9 protein-coding genes are annotated in these 16,666 nt (G+C 48.3%); 8 read left to right on the plus strand and 1 reads right to left on the minus strand.

What is annotated here, in order from left to right; translation table 11 throughout:
• Positions 1-7 precede the first annotated feature (7 nt).
• The 8 genes from AC1DCV_RS26895 to AC1DCV_RS26930 are packed head-to-tail and all read left to right on the plus strand — an operon-like array spanning position 8 to position 15,077.
• On the plus strand, positions 8-3,451 hold the full coding sequence (locus tag AC1DCV_RS26895; protein WP_477026078.1) for a TonB-dependent receptor domain-containing protein: 3,444 nt from the start codon (positions 8-10) through the stop codon (positions 3,449-3,451).
• 17 nt (positions 3,452-3,468) lie between these two features.
• Positions 3,469-5,169 carry a hypothetical protein gene (locus tag AC1DCV_RS26900; RefSeq protein ID WP_477026079.1) on the plus strand — a complete coding sequence of 567 codons (1,701 nt, stop codon included), beginning with the start codon at positions 3,469-3,471 and terminating at the stop codon, positions 5,167-5,169.
• A gap of 8 nt (positions 5,170-5,177) precedes the next feature.
• Entirely contained in the window at positions 5,178-6,356 is a 1,179-nt protein-coding gene (locus AC1DCV_RS26905; protein WP_477026080.1) for a hypothetical protein, read from the plus strand.
• Positions 6,357-6,404: 48 nt separating this feature from the next.
• On the plus strand, positions 6,405-7,460 hold the full coding sequence (locus tag AC1DCV_RS26910; protein WP_477026081.1) for a fasciclin domain-containing protein: 1,056 nt from the start codon (positions 6,405-6,407) through the stop codon (positions 7,458-7,460).
• A gap of 11 nt (positions 7,461-7,471) precedes the next feature.
• Positions 7,472-8,659, plus strand: coding sequence for a fasciclin domain-containing protein (locus AC1DCV_RS26915; RefSeq protein WP_477026082.1), 1,188 nt, complete (start codon positions 7,472-7,474; stop codon positions 8,657-8,659).
• A gap of 19 nt (positions 8,660-8,678) precedes the next feature.
• Positions 8,679-9,662, plus strand: coding sequence for a fasciclin domain-containing protein (locus tag AC1DCV_RS26920; protein WP_477026083.1), 984 nt, complete (start codon positions 8,679-8,681; stop codon positions 9,660-9,662).
• A gap of 5 nt (positions 9,663-9,667) precedes the next feature.
• Positions 9,668-12,907, plus strand: a complete 3,240-nt coding sequence (locus AC1DCV_RS26925) for a TonB-dependent receptor (RefSeq protein WP_477026084.1) — start codon at positions 9,668-9,670, stop codon at positions 12,905-12,907.
• 19 nt (positions 12,908-12,926) lie between these two features.
• Entirely contained in the window at positions 12,927-15,077 is a 2,151-nt protein-coding gene (locus tag AC1DCV_RS26930; protein ID WP_477026085.1) for an IPT/TIG domain-containing protein, read from the plus strand.
• 83 nt (positions 15,078-15,160) lie between these two features.
• Here the strand turns inward: AC1DCV_RS26930 and AC1DCV_RS26935 are convergent, their stop codons facing one another.
• On the minus strand, positions 15,161-16,645 hold the full coding sequence (locus AC1DCV_RS26935; RefSeq protein ID WP_477026086.1) for a RagB/SusD family nutrient uptake outer membrane protein: 1,485 nt from the start codon (positions 16,643-16,645) through the stop codon (positions 15,161-15,163).
• Positions 16,646-16,666 lie beyond the last annotated feature (21 nt).

The following is a 16,666-nucleotide window of genomic DNA, read 5'->3' on the forward strand; positions in this document are numbered from 1 at the left end:
CAAACGAATGAAGGAAAAAATTTTACACGGATGTATGTGGATCCTGCTGTTGATGGCGCTCCCGGCAATGGCGCAAAACAACGTCTTACAGCAGAAGATCAACATCAGTTTCAGGAATGAAGGCATCGCAAAATGTTTCAGTCAGTTGCAATCGAAAGGAGGAGTCACCTTCTTTTACAACCCTGCTGATATCAAAGTGCTGGATAAGAAATACAATGCCGATCTGAATAATAAAACGGTAGCGGAAGTACTTGGCTACCTGCTCCTGAATACGGGCCTGGAGTATGAAGCAGTAGACGGCAAAAAGATTGTGATCCGCAAAATCATTATAAAACAATCAACAGCTCCCCGCAAAAGAACCATCAGCGGGATCGTCATCGACGCAACTAAAAACAACCCGGTGGCCCACGCGGAAATCATGGCGCAAAGCACTGGCAGCGTAGTTACTGCAGACGAATCCGGCCGCTTTTTCATTGACGTGAAAGATACCACCGATGTACTGGTAGTGTATTATGTAGGTTACGCTACTAAGATGGTGAAGGCCGGCAATTCGCCTGTTTTATCTGTATTGTTGAAAGCAGACAGTAAAACCCTCGCTGCCGTAACGGTAGATGCACGCAGACGCGCTAACACGGAAGCCATGCTGCTCAACGACCGTAAAAACTCCGCCATGATTTCCGATGGGATCTCGGCACAGAACATTGAAAAAACTGCCAGCATCACCACCACCCAGGCACTACAACGGGTGTCGGGTGTTACGGTAACAGATGATAAGTATGTGGCCATCCGCGGATTGGGCGATCGTAGTGTGATCGGTCAGCTGAATGGTATCCGCCTCGCATCTTCAGATCCGGATAGAAGCGCCATTCCCCTGGACCTGGTACCTGCCGGCCTGCTGGATAACATCACCATCTATAAAACGACTACCTCTGATAAACCTGCAGATGCGGCCGCCGGTATCGTGGAACTGAAAACAAAATCAGTCCCCGACCGGCAAACGCTGAGCATCACCGTGCAATCCGGTATGAACTCGCAAACAGGCAGCTATGTCAACAGTTTCTATAACAGCGACATGGGCTTCCTCGGACAAAAGGTAAAAGGAAAGGGACTGACCAACGATTTTCAACAGCTCTCCTCCCAATACCCAAACGGATTAGGCGATATTCAACGCAAAATCGCCAACAGCCGCAACGATCCTGCACTGCTCACAGAAGCCAACCGCATCAACAAAATTATGCATGGCTTTGACCCGGTACTAACGACTAAATATAAAAGGGCGCCGCTAAACCAGATCTATTCCATCACTTACGGCAACAGTTACACGGTATTTAAGAAACACCAGGTAGGATTAATAGCCGGCGCCAACTATTACAACCGTACCAACGATATCCACGATGGATCACTGACCCAGTATAGTGTATACCAGGGCGTGTTAACGGGCAACAGCGCATTGTACAGTCCCCGCGTGATTCCTAACTACATTACCCCTAACAACATCAACCTGGGGAAGTACTTAAACTATAAGGAAAATACCGGCACACAAACACTCAACTATGGATTTTTGGGTGGACTCACTTATCGCTTCAGCCCTCAGCACGAAATAAGTATGCAGTATCTGGGCAGTCGTGGTGCGGAAACACGAGCCACCAACCTGCACGGCGCCTACGAGTACACCGGTCTGCCCGGCAAAGTGTATAACCTCATTTATGCCTTGCGCCAAAGCTACCGCACACTCAACACCTTTAACTTACAGGGTGAGCATAAGTTTGGAAAAAATGAATATGCACCAAGACTGAGCTACAATATGGCCAGCTCTTCGTCTACACAGGATGATCCGGATTACCGCTTTGTGAACCTGGCAGATTACCGCATCAACGGCGGGAGTTCTTATACAGGTCCTATAACAACACCAGGTGCCACCCCGCCGGTGATATCCAGTCCCAGTCTGTATTCCCTGGTATCCGGTTATGTAAATGGATACGGTCCTTACGGTATCATCCAGGCAGATCCGAATGGTCGCCGTTTCCGTCATCTCAAAGAAAATAATTACAACTATAAGGCAGATGTGACCATCCCTTTTAAAGCCCTCGATAAAAAGCAGGAATTTAAAACAGGAGTGAACTACCTGCACCGCAGAAGAAGCTTTTCAGAGAACGTACTCTATCTCCCCGGATCTAACTACTCCACCGACGGTGCATTGCCTTTGTATGAAGTAAATGGTCAACTGGATCAGTTGGTAGGTTACGACCGTATTGGTATCCGCCCGCCATCATCTTATAATGAAGAAGGGGCGCCCCGCGTTGGTGGATTCTTATATAACATCCAGAAGTCGCCTAACAACTACAAGGGCTACTACGAAACCCGTGCTTTCTACGGTATGCTCGATCTGCATCTCACCCAACAACTGCGCTTTACAGGTGGGGTGCGTTTTGAAATGACGGATATACAGGCGGCGGTGGATACGTCTAACGTGTTCCTGGATCCTTCTATCACTACCAAAGACGCCAGCGGTAATAAAGTGAACCTGGTATATACGGAACCGAATTCTATCTATAAAACAGATTACGAACCTTACTACTCTGCTAACCTTACCTATACACTGAATAAGAACATGAACTTCCGGCTGGGCTACAACACCACGCTGGCAAGACCGGAGCTGAGAGAGCTCACCAACGTATTTGATTTCGATCCTTTCCAGTTTGCATTGGTAGTAGGTAATCCGAAGCTGAAAAACCAGCATACCACCAACTATGATTTCCGTTGGGAATGGTTCCCGCATCCGGGAGAAGTGATCTCTGCCTCTCTTTTTTATAAAGAAATCAATAACCAGTTAACAAAGGTATTCAAACAGAATTCCTCCGGGCTGAACGCCCGTTTTCCGGAATTTCCGGCCATTGAATTCCAGAACGATCCTAACAAAGGAAAGGTGTACGGGATAGAGCTGGAGGTAGTAAAGAACCTGGGCATCCTGAGTCCGATGATGAAAAACTTTTCACTGGGATCGAACTTATTGCTGGCACAAAGTGAAATTAAGAAAACACCGGAGAGACTGGAATCTTCCCGTGCCATCGATCGCCGCGCGCCTGCCAACAGCCCGCTGTTTGAACAGGCCCCTTATTCGGTGAACGTATTCCTGAACTATAACAACAGCAAAACAGGTACAGATATCACTACCACTTTTAACATGGTAGGGGAGCGCCTGATCCAGGTAAACCTGGATGGTACGCCGGATCTGTATTCCAGACCTAATCCGGTGCTGGACATCGTGTTTTCCCAGCAACTGCTGAAACGCCTGCAGTTAAAAGGTTTCGCTAAAAATATACTCGACAGACTGGTGGAAGAAGTGTATGCCAACCCGGGTACCGGTGGAAATTTTTATGGAAAGAAATATGTACGCAGAAGTTTTTACCGCGGAACAGAATTTATGCTGGGATTGACTTTCAACCTGTAAAAATTTGAATGATGAAAATGAAAACTACTTATATACTCTTAGCGGCTGCAGTGATGATGAGTGCCTGTAGCAAAAAGCTGGATTACAGTTACGATAACCGGGTGGTACAGCAGCCGATGACGGCTTCCACGATCCGACTCGTGAATTTATATGGAGCCACAGAATTGTCGGTGGGTGGAAAAAAACTTACCAGCTACATGCTACCCGATGCGGAAGGCTACTATGGCGTGAACGAAACAAGAGCTACTTTCTGGTTTCCGGAATCCGGTCGTTTAGGTACTACCTATACGGTGCCGCGTGAACTGGTGAAAAATGGGGTGTTGGATAGTATTATGTTCAGCAGCCTGTCTGCCAGGAATTATGTGCCGCCGGCCCGCCCCTTCCGGGCAAAAGATGATGACGCCCATCCGAATGATTATTACTTTGTGCGTTTCCGCCCTAATCCGGACGGATTCCCGGACTCTTTGTTCGTGGTGCCACGCGGTATATCACCGGCAGCAGATCCGGCCGGATTTAAGGTCCGTTTGCTGAATCTCAGTTCTATCAACAGTGGTAGTATACCTGCCGGTATTCTCCGTACAGGCCCTATGTCGGTAACACTGGCAGATGGTACTGCTGTACCCGGTCTGAGTAATGTGGCCCCCGGCAAATATTCTGATTATGTGGAACTGCCCTATGGTACCTATCAGTTCAAAGTGTTGAGTACAGAAGGAAAGGAGGTACCGGCATCCAACAGCCTGTACAACGTGCTGAATCCGGCTACCGGCACCCTGATGGACCTACTCGGTACACCTGGTATTGGGGGTAATAAAGATACCTGGCTCACTTACGCACCGATAAAAACATATCAGCCCGGCGGTATCTATACCATTGTAGTAGCCAGTACTTATGATGCGAGTATTCCTACCGGTAACCCGAATGGAGAAACATACAAATCAGAAAACAATAGTTTCCGTGTCATCGCGGATATCTCAGAGCCGGTAAATATTACCTACGCCCGCTTACAGGGCGTGAACGTTGCCGCCGGAAAAAAAATCAGCTGGCAGGTAGACGGACAGGCCCTGGGAAATGCGCTCACCTTTGGTAAACAAACCAACTACAATCGCTATATAACAGGTACGCATATCGTAAAAGCTTTGGGAGAAGATGGAAAGGTAATAGCTGAAAGTAAACTCGATCTGCAACCCGCAGATAACCAGACTGCCTGGTTGTATACCCGTAAGGACGGAACCGCCGGTATTGCTTTTGTGGCGAATAATCTCAGTGGTAAATACTACAGTGGTACATCTACCGACAATGGCTCCTATGGTACGTTTATAGATATTTATCCTTTCTGGATCCGCTTCATGAACTTCTGCCCGGATCTCGGTGAAGTCACTTTTACACAGGATAACGGACAAATGATTCGCGGTGCAGGACTGGCTTCACAGCATCTGTATCTTGGCCAACCAGCCATCAATGAACCGTATGAAAGGATGCTTGTCAATTTCCCTTATACGATCCTGGCATATGCTTCTTCACCGGGTATTACACCGGGTGACTGGCTCCGCAACATTGCCCCGGTGAAAAGCAGTGCCTTTATTGCCAGCCCGGAACTATATAAAACACCGGAATTACCACAGAGTGAGCCAGGCATTTATACAGTAGCATTGGTAGGCAGCACCGCCGCCAACGCCACCGAAAAAGCCCGGATGATTATTGTGAAACATAACAATTGAGTAGTCTTATGAACAATAAATACTTTTTATTACCACTGTTACTGGCCGCGCTGTTTGTCAGTAGTTGTCGTAAAACAGAATATGTGGTATTGAATAATCCCGCTTATCTGCGGGTATTCAACTGCCTGGAATTTAACATCTCCCTCGATAATAAAGATGCGCCGCAACCTTTTCTCGCTTTCCTGGTAGATCCTGAACTGGACCAGTACGGGATACCGGTAAGTGCTGCCATCACCGGCGACTTCCTCGATCAGCGCGATAGCTGGGCACGCCCTTACCCGGATGCCGCCAGCAATGTGCTCTGGCAAAAGGAATATCCCGGTACCAAAAGAGTATTGGCCGCGCCGATCGTGAATGGCTATGATTTGTCCAGCTGGGCGCAGGTGCCTTCCGGTAAACACCGCATCATTTTTCAGACCAGGCCTAAGAACAATACACCTTACTTCGAACTGGACAGACTGGAAAGAGGCGTGACGCTCATCGATACCACTATAGACCTGAGTGCCGGCGAAGTATATACTATGCACGCACTGGTAGAAGAATACAGCAGTCAGCGTCCGTTCCTGTACCTGCGCCAGGAAACATTTCCCAAACAACCTTTCGCCGATTCTATGGTATATGTGAACTTCTATAACCTCAGTTCACAAAATTTTTATACCCAGGCACCGGATAAAGTGCCTAACTCGGATGTTTCCAATACGAAGCTGAGAGACACCATGAATATTTACTACTCGCTCAATAAACTGGCAGGTAGTACACCGGTGGCGATACCCGGCTATAGAGGGATTCCGATGGGGCAGATCGTGCATTCGCTGAAACCGGTGGTAGCGCCTTATTTCAGCTTCCCTTTGTTCCCGGATAGCAGCAGCAACAAAATATTTACGGGCAACATGAGTCAGCAGTTCGGGTTCTATGCCGCCGGATTTTCACCGGATAATATCGGTTATCCCGGTTTCCTGCCGGAAGGCGTTTTTTCTGCGGTTATCATGGGCGACTATGGCGCAGAGGGTAAAACCACTTACCTGCCTTTTAAAGTGAAATGTGATTTGCGTACAGGCCTGGTAGTGAGTATTCACTCCGGTACCAACAATCCACGCTCATTTGCTACGGTGAATACAGTGGAATATATCAACCGCAAATTTTACATCACCACGATTCAAAGAAAATTTGCACCGCCTGTTTATTAACGTCTTTATTATTTCAATATGCTGAATATTTCTATCATAAAACAGTTCATGGCAGGATTGCTGCTGCTGGCACTGGTAACAGGCTGCCGGAAAGATAATCTCATCCCGCCCATTGACAGAACCTCTACGCCGCGCGAGATGGGCGCATTCATTGAGAATAACTATGACCTGAGCATTCTGGCGGCAGCTCTCAAAAAAACAGGCTTGCTGGATACGCTGAACCAGGCAGGCCCCTTCACCCTGTTTGCACCCGATAACAACGCCTTCAACGCAATGGGGGTAAAGGGAGTGGCTGATGTGGCTAATATGAATACCGATAGTCTGCGCTTTATGCTCCGCTATCATATCCTCCGCAACCGTTACTTTACCAGCAACTTCCCGATGCAACTGGATAACAAGTACGTTACCCTGGCAGGTGAACAAATATATTTGTCTGTATTGAAAACACCTACCGCAACGGCTGATCAGGAAATTCATATAAACGGCGCGTTGATCCTGACGGAGAGCAAGCGGAATATTCCATTAGCCAATGGGGTGGTCCATGTACTGGCCAAGCCGCTAAAGCTCACACAAGCCACCGTGCAGGATTATATTGCCGCAGATAGCAGTTTAACATTGTTTGCCGCCGCCATGAAAAAGTTCAATCTATGGGACGGCCTCAAAACCAATAAACCTATCACGGTATTTGCTCCCGCCAACAGCGCCTTCGATAAATACGGTATCACGGCTGCAAAAATTGCAGCCATGAATGTAGCGGATTATGATCCCCTCGTTTTTGCTATTTACCCGCTCGAAATGAGAAAGATGCATGTTTTTTGTGCCGACGGAATACTCCTCAACAGCAATCTGCCATCGGGAGACAGGGGAATTAAAATAGGTAAATACTCCCTTTGGCCTTCATATGACTACAACCCGTCTTATGGCGGAGAAACAGGAGGCGTAGGCATCTATAAATGGAAATCTAACACCTGGTATCCCAATGAGGAAGGCCCTTCAGCTGTGCAGTATAAAAATGGCCTTGTCAATGCAGATCATCTTTGTAACAATGGTGTCGTGCATGTGATCGATGACCTTTTCCTGAACCCGGATTTAATGAAGCGATAAAAATGAAACTGATGACAGCAAGAATATCTTTACTCTTATTACTGATCCTGGCTTTTGCCGCCTGCCGCAAACAGGATATTGAACCGGAACCGGTAGGAGCAGCCGTGCCGCATGGCGCTGGCCCGGATAAAACCTGGCAGCAGCAACTCGCCGCTTCTTCGCATACCCGTTTCCGGGAGGCATGGCAGCACTCCGGTATGGACCAGAAAGTAAAACAAGGTGGCAGCGGGTATTATACCCTGCTCGTACCTACCGACAAAGCTTTCGATGAAGCCGGATGGACATCCTCAAAAATACAGGCCACTGATGCCGCTACACTGGACGATTTATTGTCTTTTTATGTAATGCCGGCTGGCCTGAAACCAGATAACATCAGCGCCCTCAAAGGCAACACGGCCGTAGCTACTTTATCATCCCGCTCTTTTGCCGACAGAGAAGATTGGTATAAAAATTATGTGGATTTCCAGTTCCTGGGAAAAAATGGGGATAGCTTACTGGTGAATGGTATGGCCATGAGCAAATGGGGACAGCAAACCGAAGGTACCAATGGGGTGATTTATCCTATTGATCACCTGATGGCCAAACCAACACTGTCGATGTGGGAATACCTGCAAAGCCAGCCCCAATTCAGCTTATATACGGAAGCCCTTCGTATCAACGATAGTCTCTACGAATCTGTATATATGACCCAGATAGTGCCCTTCCTGAAATCATCTTCCCAATTCTTCCAGTTCACGATGTTCGCACCTGATAATGATGCATTTATCAAAAACGGTTTTCATAATGCAGACGATATCCTGCAATACTGTCTTCGTTCCTGGCCATTGCCGGACCCGGGATATGATGAAAATATGTTCTGGCAGCAGCCGGTTACCGCAATGGATTCTATACTGCAGGCCTGTGGTCCCGAAGTCATGAATGCAGGGCAAATAGATGTTGCCGGTACCTCCCGCGTAGGTCCGGTATTTTTTACCAACGACCTCGCCAACAATGCAGCAGCTCTCAGTGGCCTCGTATTGTATGCAGGGCAACCCTATAACAGTGGGCCAATAGGGATCAACTTGTCTTTTATCAGCAACAACGGACAACCCGCCGCGAAAAGATTAGGAACTAATTATCCCTATATCCCTTTAAAGAGCGGGAATGTCAGAGTGATCAACGGTGTAGTGCATGAAGTAGGTGATCTCTTTAAAAGATAATTTTTAAAAAGCAGACAAAATGAAAAGAACTATATATACAGGTTTGCTGATATTATTGTTGTCCGCCTGCAGCAAGGATAAAGATAATCTTGCCGGCGCCGACGAAACCAATCGCCTCACCTACGTTATCGACGATAATAAATTTAACTTTTCTTCTTTCAGCACGGCCCTGGGCAGAACAGGCTATCGCGCCATGCTGGCACAAACAGGACCATACACCGTGATGATCCCGGATAACAACGCGTTCATCAAAGCCGGCTATAGCAGCACCCAACAGGTGCTCACCGAAAGTGGTGACATCCTCAATAAACTGGTATCCTATCATATCGTAAATGGTACCTGGGAACTGAATAAACTGCCGTTTAAATTTAACCAGGAACTTAGCGCGGTCACCGGCGCTAAAATGTTTGTGACACATTGGGTGAAAGGAGCGGATACTGTGCTTACCATCAACGGTAGCCCGGTACTGGCCTACAACCTGTCTGCCAGTAATGGCATGATACAGGTATTAAATACCGTACTGCAGCCACTTGTACATCCCAACCTCTCCGTCGCCATTTCTGCAGATACCAGTCTTACTTTTTTAAATGTAGCCCTGCAACAAGCCGGACTGAAAGAATTGATCGCGGGTAATTCGACCTATACTTTTTTTGCACCGTCTAACAACGCATTCCGCGTTGCGGGTTTTCCTACGATAGACAGCATCAATAGCACAGATCCGAAAATATTAAAAGACCTGCTGCTGTATCACTTCTTCGGCGGCCGGAAATTTATTTACGATTATATCCTCACCACCGGCGCCACCGATCAAACGGAGCAAGCCATGCAGAACGGAAATAACGTAGCCATTACCCTCCTGAAAGACAATGAAGGCGTGAAATACACCAGCATCACCATCAAAGGCGCCGGTAACAAAGTAGCGGCCAACGTGACCAAAGAAAATTTCATCGCCGGTAATGGCGTGTTACATGTCATCGATCAGTTGTTAAAAGAAAACGAGTAATTGTGATGAATAAAATTTTATACATAGCTTATTTTTTTGCGCTCCTGCTTTGTATCCGTTTCCCGGCAATGGCACAGGAAACAAATGGTACGCTCAGCGGAAAAATCACAGGCGATAAAAACGAACCACTCATCGGCGTGACAGTAGTAGCCCTGCATGAACCTTCCGGTACCAGGTACGGCGTAGCCACCGGCACCGATGGCCGCTACTATTTACCCGGCTTACGTATCGGCGGTCCCTACTCCGTTACTGTGACCATGATGGGTATGCAATCGCAGAAAAGAGAACAACTCAACATCCGCCTCGGGGAACCGATGCAGCTTAATTTTATATTGGCAGTAGCTGGTACCGACTTGTCGGCGGTGACCATTAAAGGCACGAAGAAAGGCGCCTCTGCCAACACCTTCGGTGCAGGTCAGAACATCAGTCGCACCCAGTTGTCCAACATGCCCACCGTTTCCCGCAGCCTGCAGGACATGACCAAAATGGTACCACAGGCGTCCCGGGATAACTCCTTCGCCGGTACCAACTTCCGCTATAACAACGTCACCATCGATGGCGCCATCAATAACGATGCGATCGGCTTCAGCCCTTCTGCAGGTGGTATTACCGGCAGCTCCGGTATGCCCGGCTCAAGCACCCGCACCAACGCGGTATCACTGGATGCGATTGAAGACATGCAGGTATACCTCGCTCCCTTCGATGTAAAGATTGGTAACTTCACCGGTGGTAGTATCAACGCAGTTACCCGCAGCGGTACCAACACCGTTACCGGATCGGTATATGGCTTTGGCCGTAATGCTGCCCTCACCGGCAAGGGCCCCACCGGCATTAAAATGAACAACGACTTTTATGATTACCAGGCAGGTGTGAGAGTAGGTTTTCCTATCATCAAAAACAAACTGTTCTTCTTCACCAACGAAGAAATTACTTCCCGACAGGACCCTTCACAATTGCTCGCAGGACAGGCAGAAACGGCTCATATCCTCAGCGTGAAAGAGGCGGATCAGATTCGTCAGTCTACGCTTGATCGCTACGGTGCTGCTTTCGATCCCGGCACCGCCGGCAACTACAGCGCCTATTCCCGCTCGCAGAAGTTCTTTAACCGCCTCGACTGGAATATCAACGATAAACATCAGCTGTCTGTCCGCAACAATACCATTACCTCCAAAGCCATGAACATGGACCGCGATCAGCAGGATTTCCGTTTCAGCAGCATGGCTTACCAGCAGGTAAATAACCAGAGCTCCACCGTGATGGAACTGAAGTCCCGCTTCAATAGCCGCTGGTCTAACAGTTTCATTGCCGGCTACAGCGTGGTACATGACAAACGTAACCCGGATTCCGATCCTACGTTGCCACAGGTACAGATTGCGGGCCGCACTCCCGGTACCACCATTTATCTCGGTACCGACCGTGAAGCCAGCATCTTTGATATGAAACAACGTACCATCGAAATCTCTGACAACCTGACCTGGCGGAAAGGAAAACACACGGTGTTACTCGGTACCCACAATGAATTGTACCGCATCAACTACGGCTTCGTGAACAGCTGGAATGGCCGTGTGGATTACCTGAGCATAGAAGACTATCTCAATAACAACCCTTACCGCGTAAGAGGTAGTTATAACTACACCAACAACAGCCGCGATTATATCCTGGAAAATCCGGAAGCGAAGTTCAGCGTAAATATGCACAGCGTGTATGCACAGGATGAAATACAGGTAACGGATAAACTGAAACTGATTCCGGGGCTGCGTGCAGACTATACCTGGTTGCCGCAAAAGCCGGCGCTGAGTGATAAAACACAGCATGCATATACCGATGGTTTCTTTGGTAACACCTACACCTATACGCCGCTCAACCGTATTAACAACGGCTACCTGGGCAAGGTACAGGTATCGCCCCGTCTTGGTTTCCGCTTCGACTGGAAAGGTGACCAAAGCCTGATCATCCGTGGTGGAACGGGCCTGTTTACCGGCCGCATTCCTTTCGCCTGGATAGCTTACGCTTATTATAACAACGGTATCAACTACGGCTCTTTTGACCAGAAAGCAGATACCAAAGCATTCGCACCTGGCAGCGATCCGCTGAAACCGAATCCAAATGGTATTGCACAATTTATTGAACAGAACGGCGCCCTGATGAATAACCGTAATGCGGGTAAAACACAGGTCGATGTATTGGACAATAGCTTTGTGATGCCGCAGGTATGGCGTAGTAGTGTAGGCGTGGATTATGTGAGCCCGGCAGGATTTAAATACACAGTGGAAGCGATGTACACCAAGACATTGAAAGATGTATTGTTCCAGCAGGTAAACATCAAAGATGATCCGAAATATTATGGTTATGATAAAGACCGCCAGCAACCTGTTTACGGTGGTACGGTAGATCCTCATTTCTCCAATGCCTACCTGTTAAGCAATACCAGCAAGGGGTACCGTTACAGCATCACCGGTAGCGTGAACAGGAGCTTCCCTTCCGGTATACAGGCTTCCCTGGCTTATACCTATGGCGGTTCCAAAGATATCTCCAATGGTATCCGTAACTCTATGGAAAGTAACTGGCAGCTGAACCAGGCACTGAATCCCAACAACCCGGGACTGGCATGGTCTAACTTTGATGTTCGTCATCGTGTAGTCGGTAACGTTACCTACCACAAAGCCTGGAGCAACACCTGGGTAAGTACCCTGACCATATTCGCTACCGCCCAGTCGGGCAGTCCCTTTACCTATGGTGTCGTGAATAACAGCATACAGGGTTTACCACAACAGGTAAGCTTACTATATATCCCCAGAGCAGAAGAAGCCGTGAATTATTTCCAGAACAAAACGATCAGCGCGGAAGAACAGGCGGCTGCTTTCAATGCCTACATTGATGGCGATAAGTACCTGCGTTCCCGCCGTGGACAGTTCACGGAACGTAATGCGGGTCGCACCCCCTGGAATATCCAGGCCGATATGCACTTTGCGCAGGAGTATCATTTCGGAGGTAAACAGTTCATCACCTTCACAGTGGATATCGTGAACCTCACTAACCTGGTGAACAGCAACTGGGGGAAAGTGTATTTTTCACCGAACACTTTCAACTCAACTGCCAGTACAGGTTTAACACCGGTATTCCCGGCATTGCAGAATCCGGGCGCTTACCCGGTATATACTTTTGAAAATCCGGGCAAGCCTTATTCTGTTGACTTTTTTAATTCCCGTGCACAGGTGCAGATGGGATTACGGTATTCTTTTTAAAGTGATTAATACAAGCAACATGAGAAAATATTTATCGCTGCTGGCAGTTTGCTGTATACTGTTAGCTGCCTGCAGGAAAAACAATAACAACGATGCCGTAGCCCTGAATGTAAAAACATTCTGGCCTAACAGCGGTAATGCTGGTACCATCGTAACCCTGCAGGGGCAGGGCCTTAACAAGGATGTTACCGTAAGTTTCAATGGTACAGATGCAAAAGTGGTAGATGCCCGGGATTCCATCCTGATGGTACTGGCGCCGGAGCAGGGGAGTACCGGTACACTGGTTGTAAAGGCCGGTGACCGTAAAGTGGAGTTGGGTACTTATACTTACCAGGCACTGAGTTTACACCAGGTGAGCCCGTCTAACGGTCCCGCAGGTACGAACATCGCGATCCATGGTGCCGGCTTCAGCAGTCTGGATGGTCCGGCTACCGTAACGGTAAACGGTAAAGCGGCATTGATTACCGGCGCTTCAGACACCTTGCTGGTAGCAGCGGTGCCGGTAGGCGCAGGTACCGGTAAAATAACGGTGACGGTGAATGGGAAAGCGGTAAATGGTCCTGAATTTACGTTCCAGAACATCAGCGCTATCAAGCCGGTGAAGGGTGGTGCAGGTACCCAGGTAGCTATCAGTGGGGAAGGCTTTGCCACCGCTGCGGGCAACACCGTAACCTTTAATGGTAAACCAGCAACCGTGGTAAGTGCTACAGATAGTAAGCTGTTGGTAACAGCGCCGGAAGGCGTGGCTACCGGCCCGGTAGCGGTGAGCATCAACGGACAGAAAACCATTGGTAATGTATTCACCGTGGTACCTAAACCTGTTATCAAAATAGTAACTCCATTGAGTGCGCCGGCAGGAGTGCTGGTCAATATTTCCGGCGATTATTTCAGCAGCCTGGCAGATGAAGTAAGCGTGAGCTTCAACGGACAGCCGGCAGTAATCACCACTACCGCCGATAAACAAATGAGCGTGAAAGTGCCTGCAGGTGCGGGCAGCGGGAAAATGCTGGTGACCGTAAATGGTCAGCAGGCAGATGGTCCGTTGTTTAAGGAGCAGTCGCTGGGTGTAAAGCAACTGATCCCGGATAATGGGCTGGCAGGTACAGAAGTAATCGTGAAAGGAATGGGCTTCAGCACCAATGCAGGTGATAACCTGGTCACCTTTAACGGCATTACGCTACCTGTAACTGCTGCTACTGATACTACACTGCGTGTAGTGGTTCCCGTTGGTATCAGCACCGGAACCGTGGAAGTAAAAGTAGGTAGTCTGGCTGCCACAGGTCCGGTGTTTAAACGTGCTGGTGTAATGACGATAGCGGGTGGACCCAACTCGCCGGATTTTGCGTATCCGGCGGCATTAGCAGTAGATAGGAGCGGTAATGCCTTTGTAACAGATGTGAATGTGGTGAAGAAAGTAACTCCTGATGGCAAGGTGACACTGTTTGCCGGACAGGTGAATGGGTCATCTGGTAATGCGAATGGCACGGGTACAGCAGCGTCGTTCAACTTTGTAACATCCATCGCTATTGATGCACAGGATAACCTGTACGTGATAGAACAGTTTGCCAAAGCCATGCGTAAAATTACACCGGCGGGCGTAGTCACTACGGTGGCCAAATTTTCTTTCACGCCCATTGGTTTGGGGATTGATAAAAATGGTGTTTTGTATGTAGGTGCGCAGTATGGAGGCGTATGGAAAATAGATGCAGCAGGTAATGCCACTGCCGTTGCACGTAACAGTTATGAAACACCGGGCAGCAGTATTGCCATCGATAACGCGGGCAATGTATTTTATACCAACGACAATGATCCGAGGGTATTTAAACTGGCAGATGGGAATAAAACAGCGTATGCCGGTTCTCAGTACGGTTACAACGATGGTCCTTTACTGACCGCCGGTTTCTCCGGGTTGACGGGCATTGTCAGCGATAGGGTTGCGGGTGTGTTTTACGTGGCAGATAATAATGCCATCCGTATGCTCACCGATGATGCGGTGATTACCGTAGCAGGCTGGAAAGGTGGTACTGCGCCTCCTTCAGGCGGATATGTGGATGGCACCCTGAATCAGGCGGCGTTCTCCAATATCAGCAGCCTGTTTATCGACAGGGAAGGAAATGTGTATATCATGGAACGCTTTAACAAGGCTGTGAGAAAGATATTTTTCAAGTAAGCGCTGATAGATTTCATAAACAAAGAAAATCCCGGCTACATCTGCAGCCGGGATTCTTTTATTTAAGGAGAAGTCAGTCAGTATTAATAACCTTCGTTCTGTGCCATATTTGGATTACGTTCTACTTCAGCGAAAGGCAGTGGGAAGATCGTATAGTTACCATTCCATTTCTGGATGCCAACATTACCATGAGCAGGAATATCACGTTGTGTTCTCTGGAAGTCCAGCACACCATGTCCTTCGAAAGCCAGTTCTATGCGGCGTTCTGTGAGGATGTTGGTGATCAGTTCTGCCTGGGTGGCAGGAGCTAATACGCTGGCTTTTGCCCTTGTTCTGATGGTATTCAGCAAGGTAACAGCGCCGGCATCAGGAGCAGCCGTATTCAGTCTGGCCAGTGCTTCTGCTTTGATCAGCATTACTTCTGCCAGGCGGATCACAGGTACCCATGCATCGAAGGTGCTGGTGCCAAAGAATTTGGTAGTATAAAAGGCAATGGTATCCTTGGTAACTTTGTCGATGCTATAGCTAAACAGCGGTTTACCTCTTAGATCCGTTTGGTAGTTAAAGTTCGGTAAGTTACGATACGCGGCGCTGATGGAAACATCGGCGCGACCACCGGAACCATAATGCTGACCCAATGCGTTATTGGTATTGGGGTTATCACCGGAGTTCATCGCTACAGAAAAGATACGCTCTTTGGAGGATTGGTAGTTACCTGCAGAAAAAACCGTGGCAGGGGTAGCATCCAGGTCGTATCCGGCGGTAGATAACAATACACTGTCCGCAAAATCCCTGGCTTTAGCCCAGTTACCCTGGTATAAATAGATACGGGAAAGAAGTGCATGTGCGGCACCTTTGGTAGCCCTGGCATGGTTTGCAAAAGCATCGCCGGTAGATACTGGTAATACAGCTGCAGCTTCCGTCAGGTCCTTGATCATCTGATCATATATGTCCTTAACAGGTTTACGTGGTACTTTGTTGCTCGGATCCGTTGCTTCTGCACCGTCTTTTGGAGCTGTAAGTATCAGTGGCACACCTGGTTGTGTAGCGCCGGGAGCGAAGGTATACGTTTGAGCGAAAGTATTCACCAGGTAAAAATAAGACAGCGCGCGGATGAACTTTGCTTCTGCGTAATAACCTGCAGCTTCCTCTGGTGTTACCACACTTTCGTTTGCCTTCAGGTTCATGCTAAAGAAGTTGGTCTCGTTGATGGTTCTGTAACCACCGGACCAGCAGTTGAAAGCATATACATTGCTGGACACCATGTCAAAAGTACCCAGGTTGGTAAAAAAGCCGGAGCTGTTTGCATCCAGACCACGCTGGTCGGCATATAACAATACACGGCCGCCGAGGAATTCCGGATTTTGCAATGCATCATACATACCCACCGCTGCTTTACCAATCCTCTCAGGGTTGCTGAATGCATCTTTCGGATCCAGTTTGGCGTATGGTTGCTGATCATTTACTTTAGAGCAGGAAAACATCACCGTAGAAGCCAGCGCTACAGCGCCTATGGCCAGGCGGCTATTGAGCCTTGTTGTGAAGTTCGATTTATTTTTAAAATTCATAATTCTCTTTTTTAAAATCAC

This window comes from Chitinophaga sp. 10T418 (genome assembly GCF_056394125.1).

What these genes read in the sequence shown, in the direction of transcription:
- AC1DCV_RS26895 (WP_477026078.1), top strand. Translation starts at nt 8, where the DNA reads ATGAAGGAAAAAATTTTACACGGATGTATGTGGATCCTGCTGTTGATG.
- AC1DCV_RS26900 (WP_477026079.1), top strand. Translation starts at nt 3,469, where the DNA reads ATGAAAACTACTTATATACTCTTAGCGGCTGCAGTGATGATGAGTGCC.
- AC1DCV_RS26905 (WP_477026080.1), top strand. Translation starts at nt 5,178, where the DNA reads ATGAACAATAAATACTTTTTATTACCACTGTTACTGGCCGCGCTGTTT.
- AC1DCV_RS26910 (WP_477026081.1), top strand. Translation starts at nt 6,405, where the DNA reads ATGGCAGGATTGCTGCTGCTGGCACTGGTAACAGGCTGCCGGAAAGAT.
- AC1DCV_RS26915 (WP_477026082.1), top strand. Translation starts at nt 7,472, where the DNA reads ATGACAGCAAGAATATCTTTACTCTTATTACTGATCCTGGCTTTTGCC.
- AC1DCV_RS26920 (WP_477026083.1), top strand. Translation starts at nt 8,679, where the DNA reads ATGAAAAGAACTATATATACAGGTTTGCTGATATTATTGTTGTCCGCC.
- AC1DCV_RS26925 (WP_477026084.1), top strand. Translation starts at nt 9,668, where the DNA reads ATGAATAAAATTTTATACATAGCTTATTTTTTTGCGCTCCTGCTTTGT.
- AC1DCV_RS26930 (WP_477026085.1), top strand. Translation starts at nt 12,927, where the DNA reads ATGAGAAAATATTTATCGCTGCTGGCAGTTTGCTGTATACTGTTAGCT.
- AC1DCV_RS26935 (WP_477026086.1), bottom strand. Translation starts at nt 16,645, where the DNA reads ATGAATTTTAAAAATAAATCGAACTTCACAACAAGGCTCAATAGCCGC.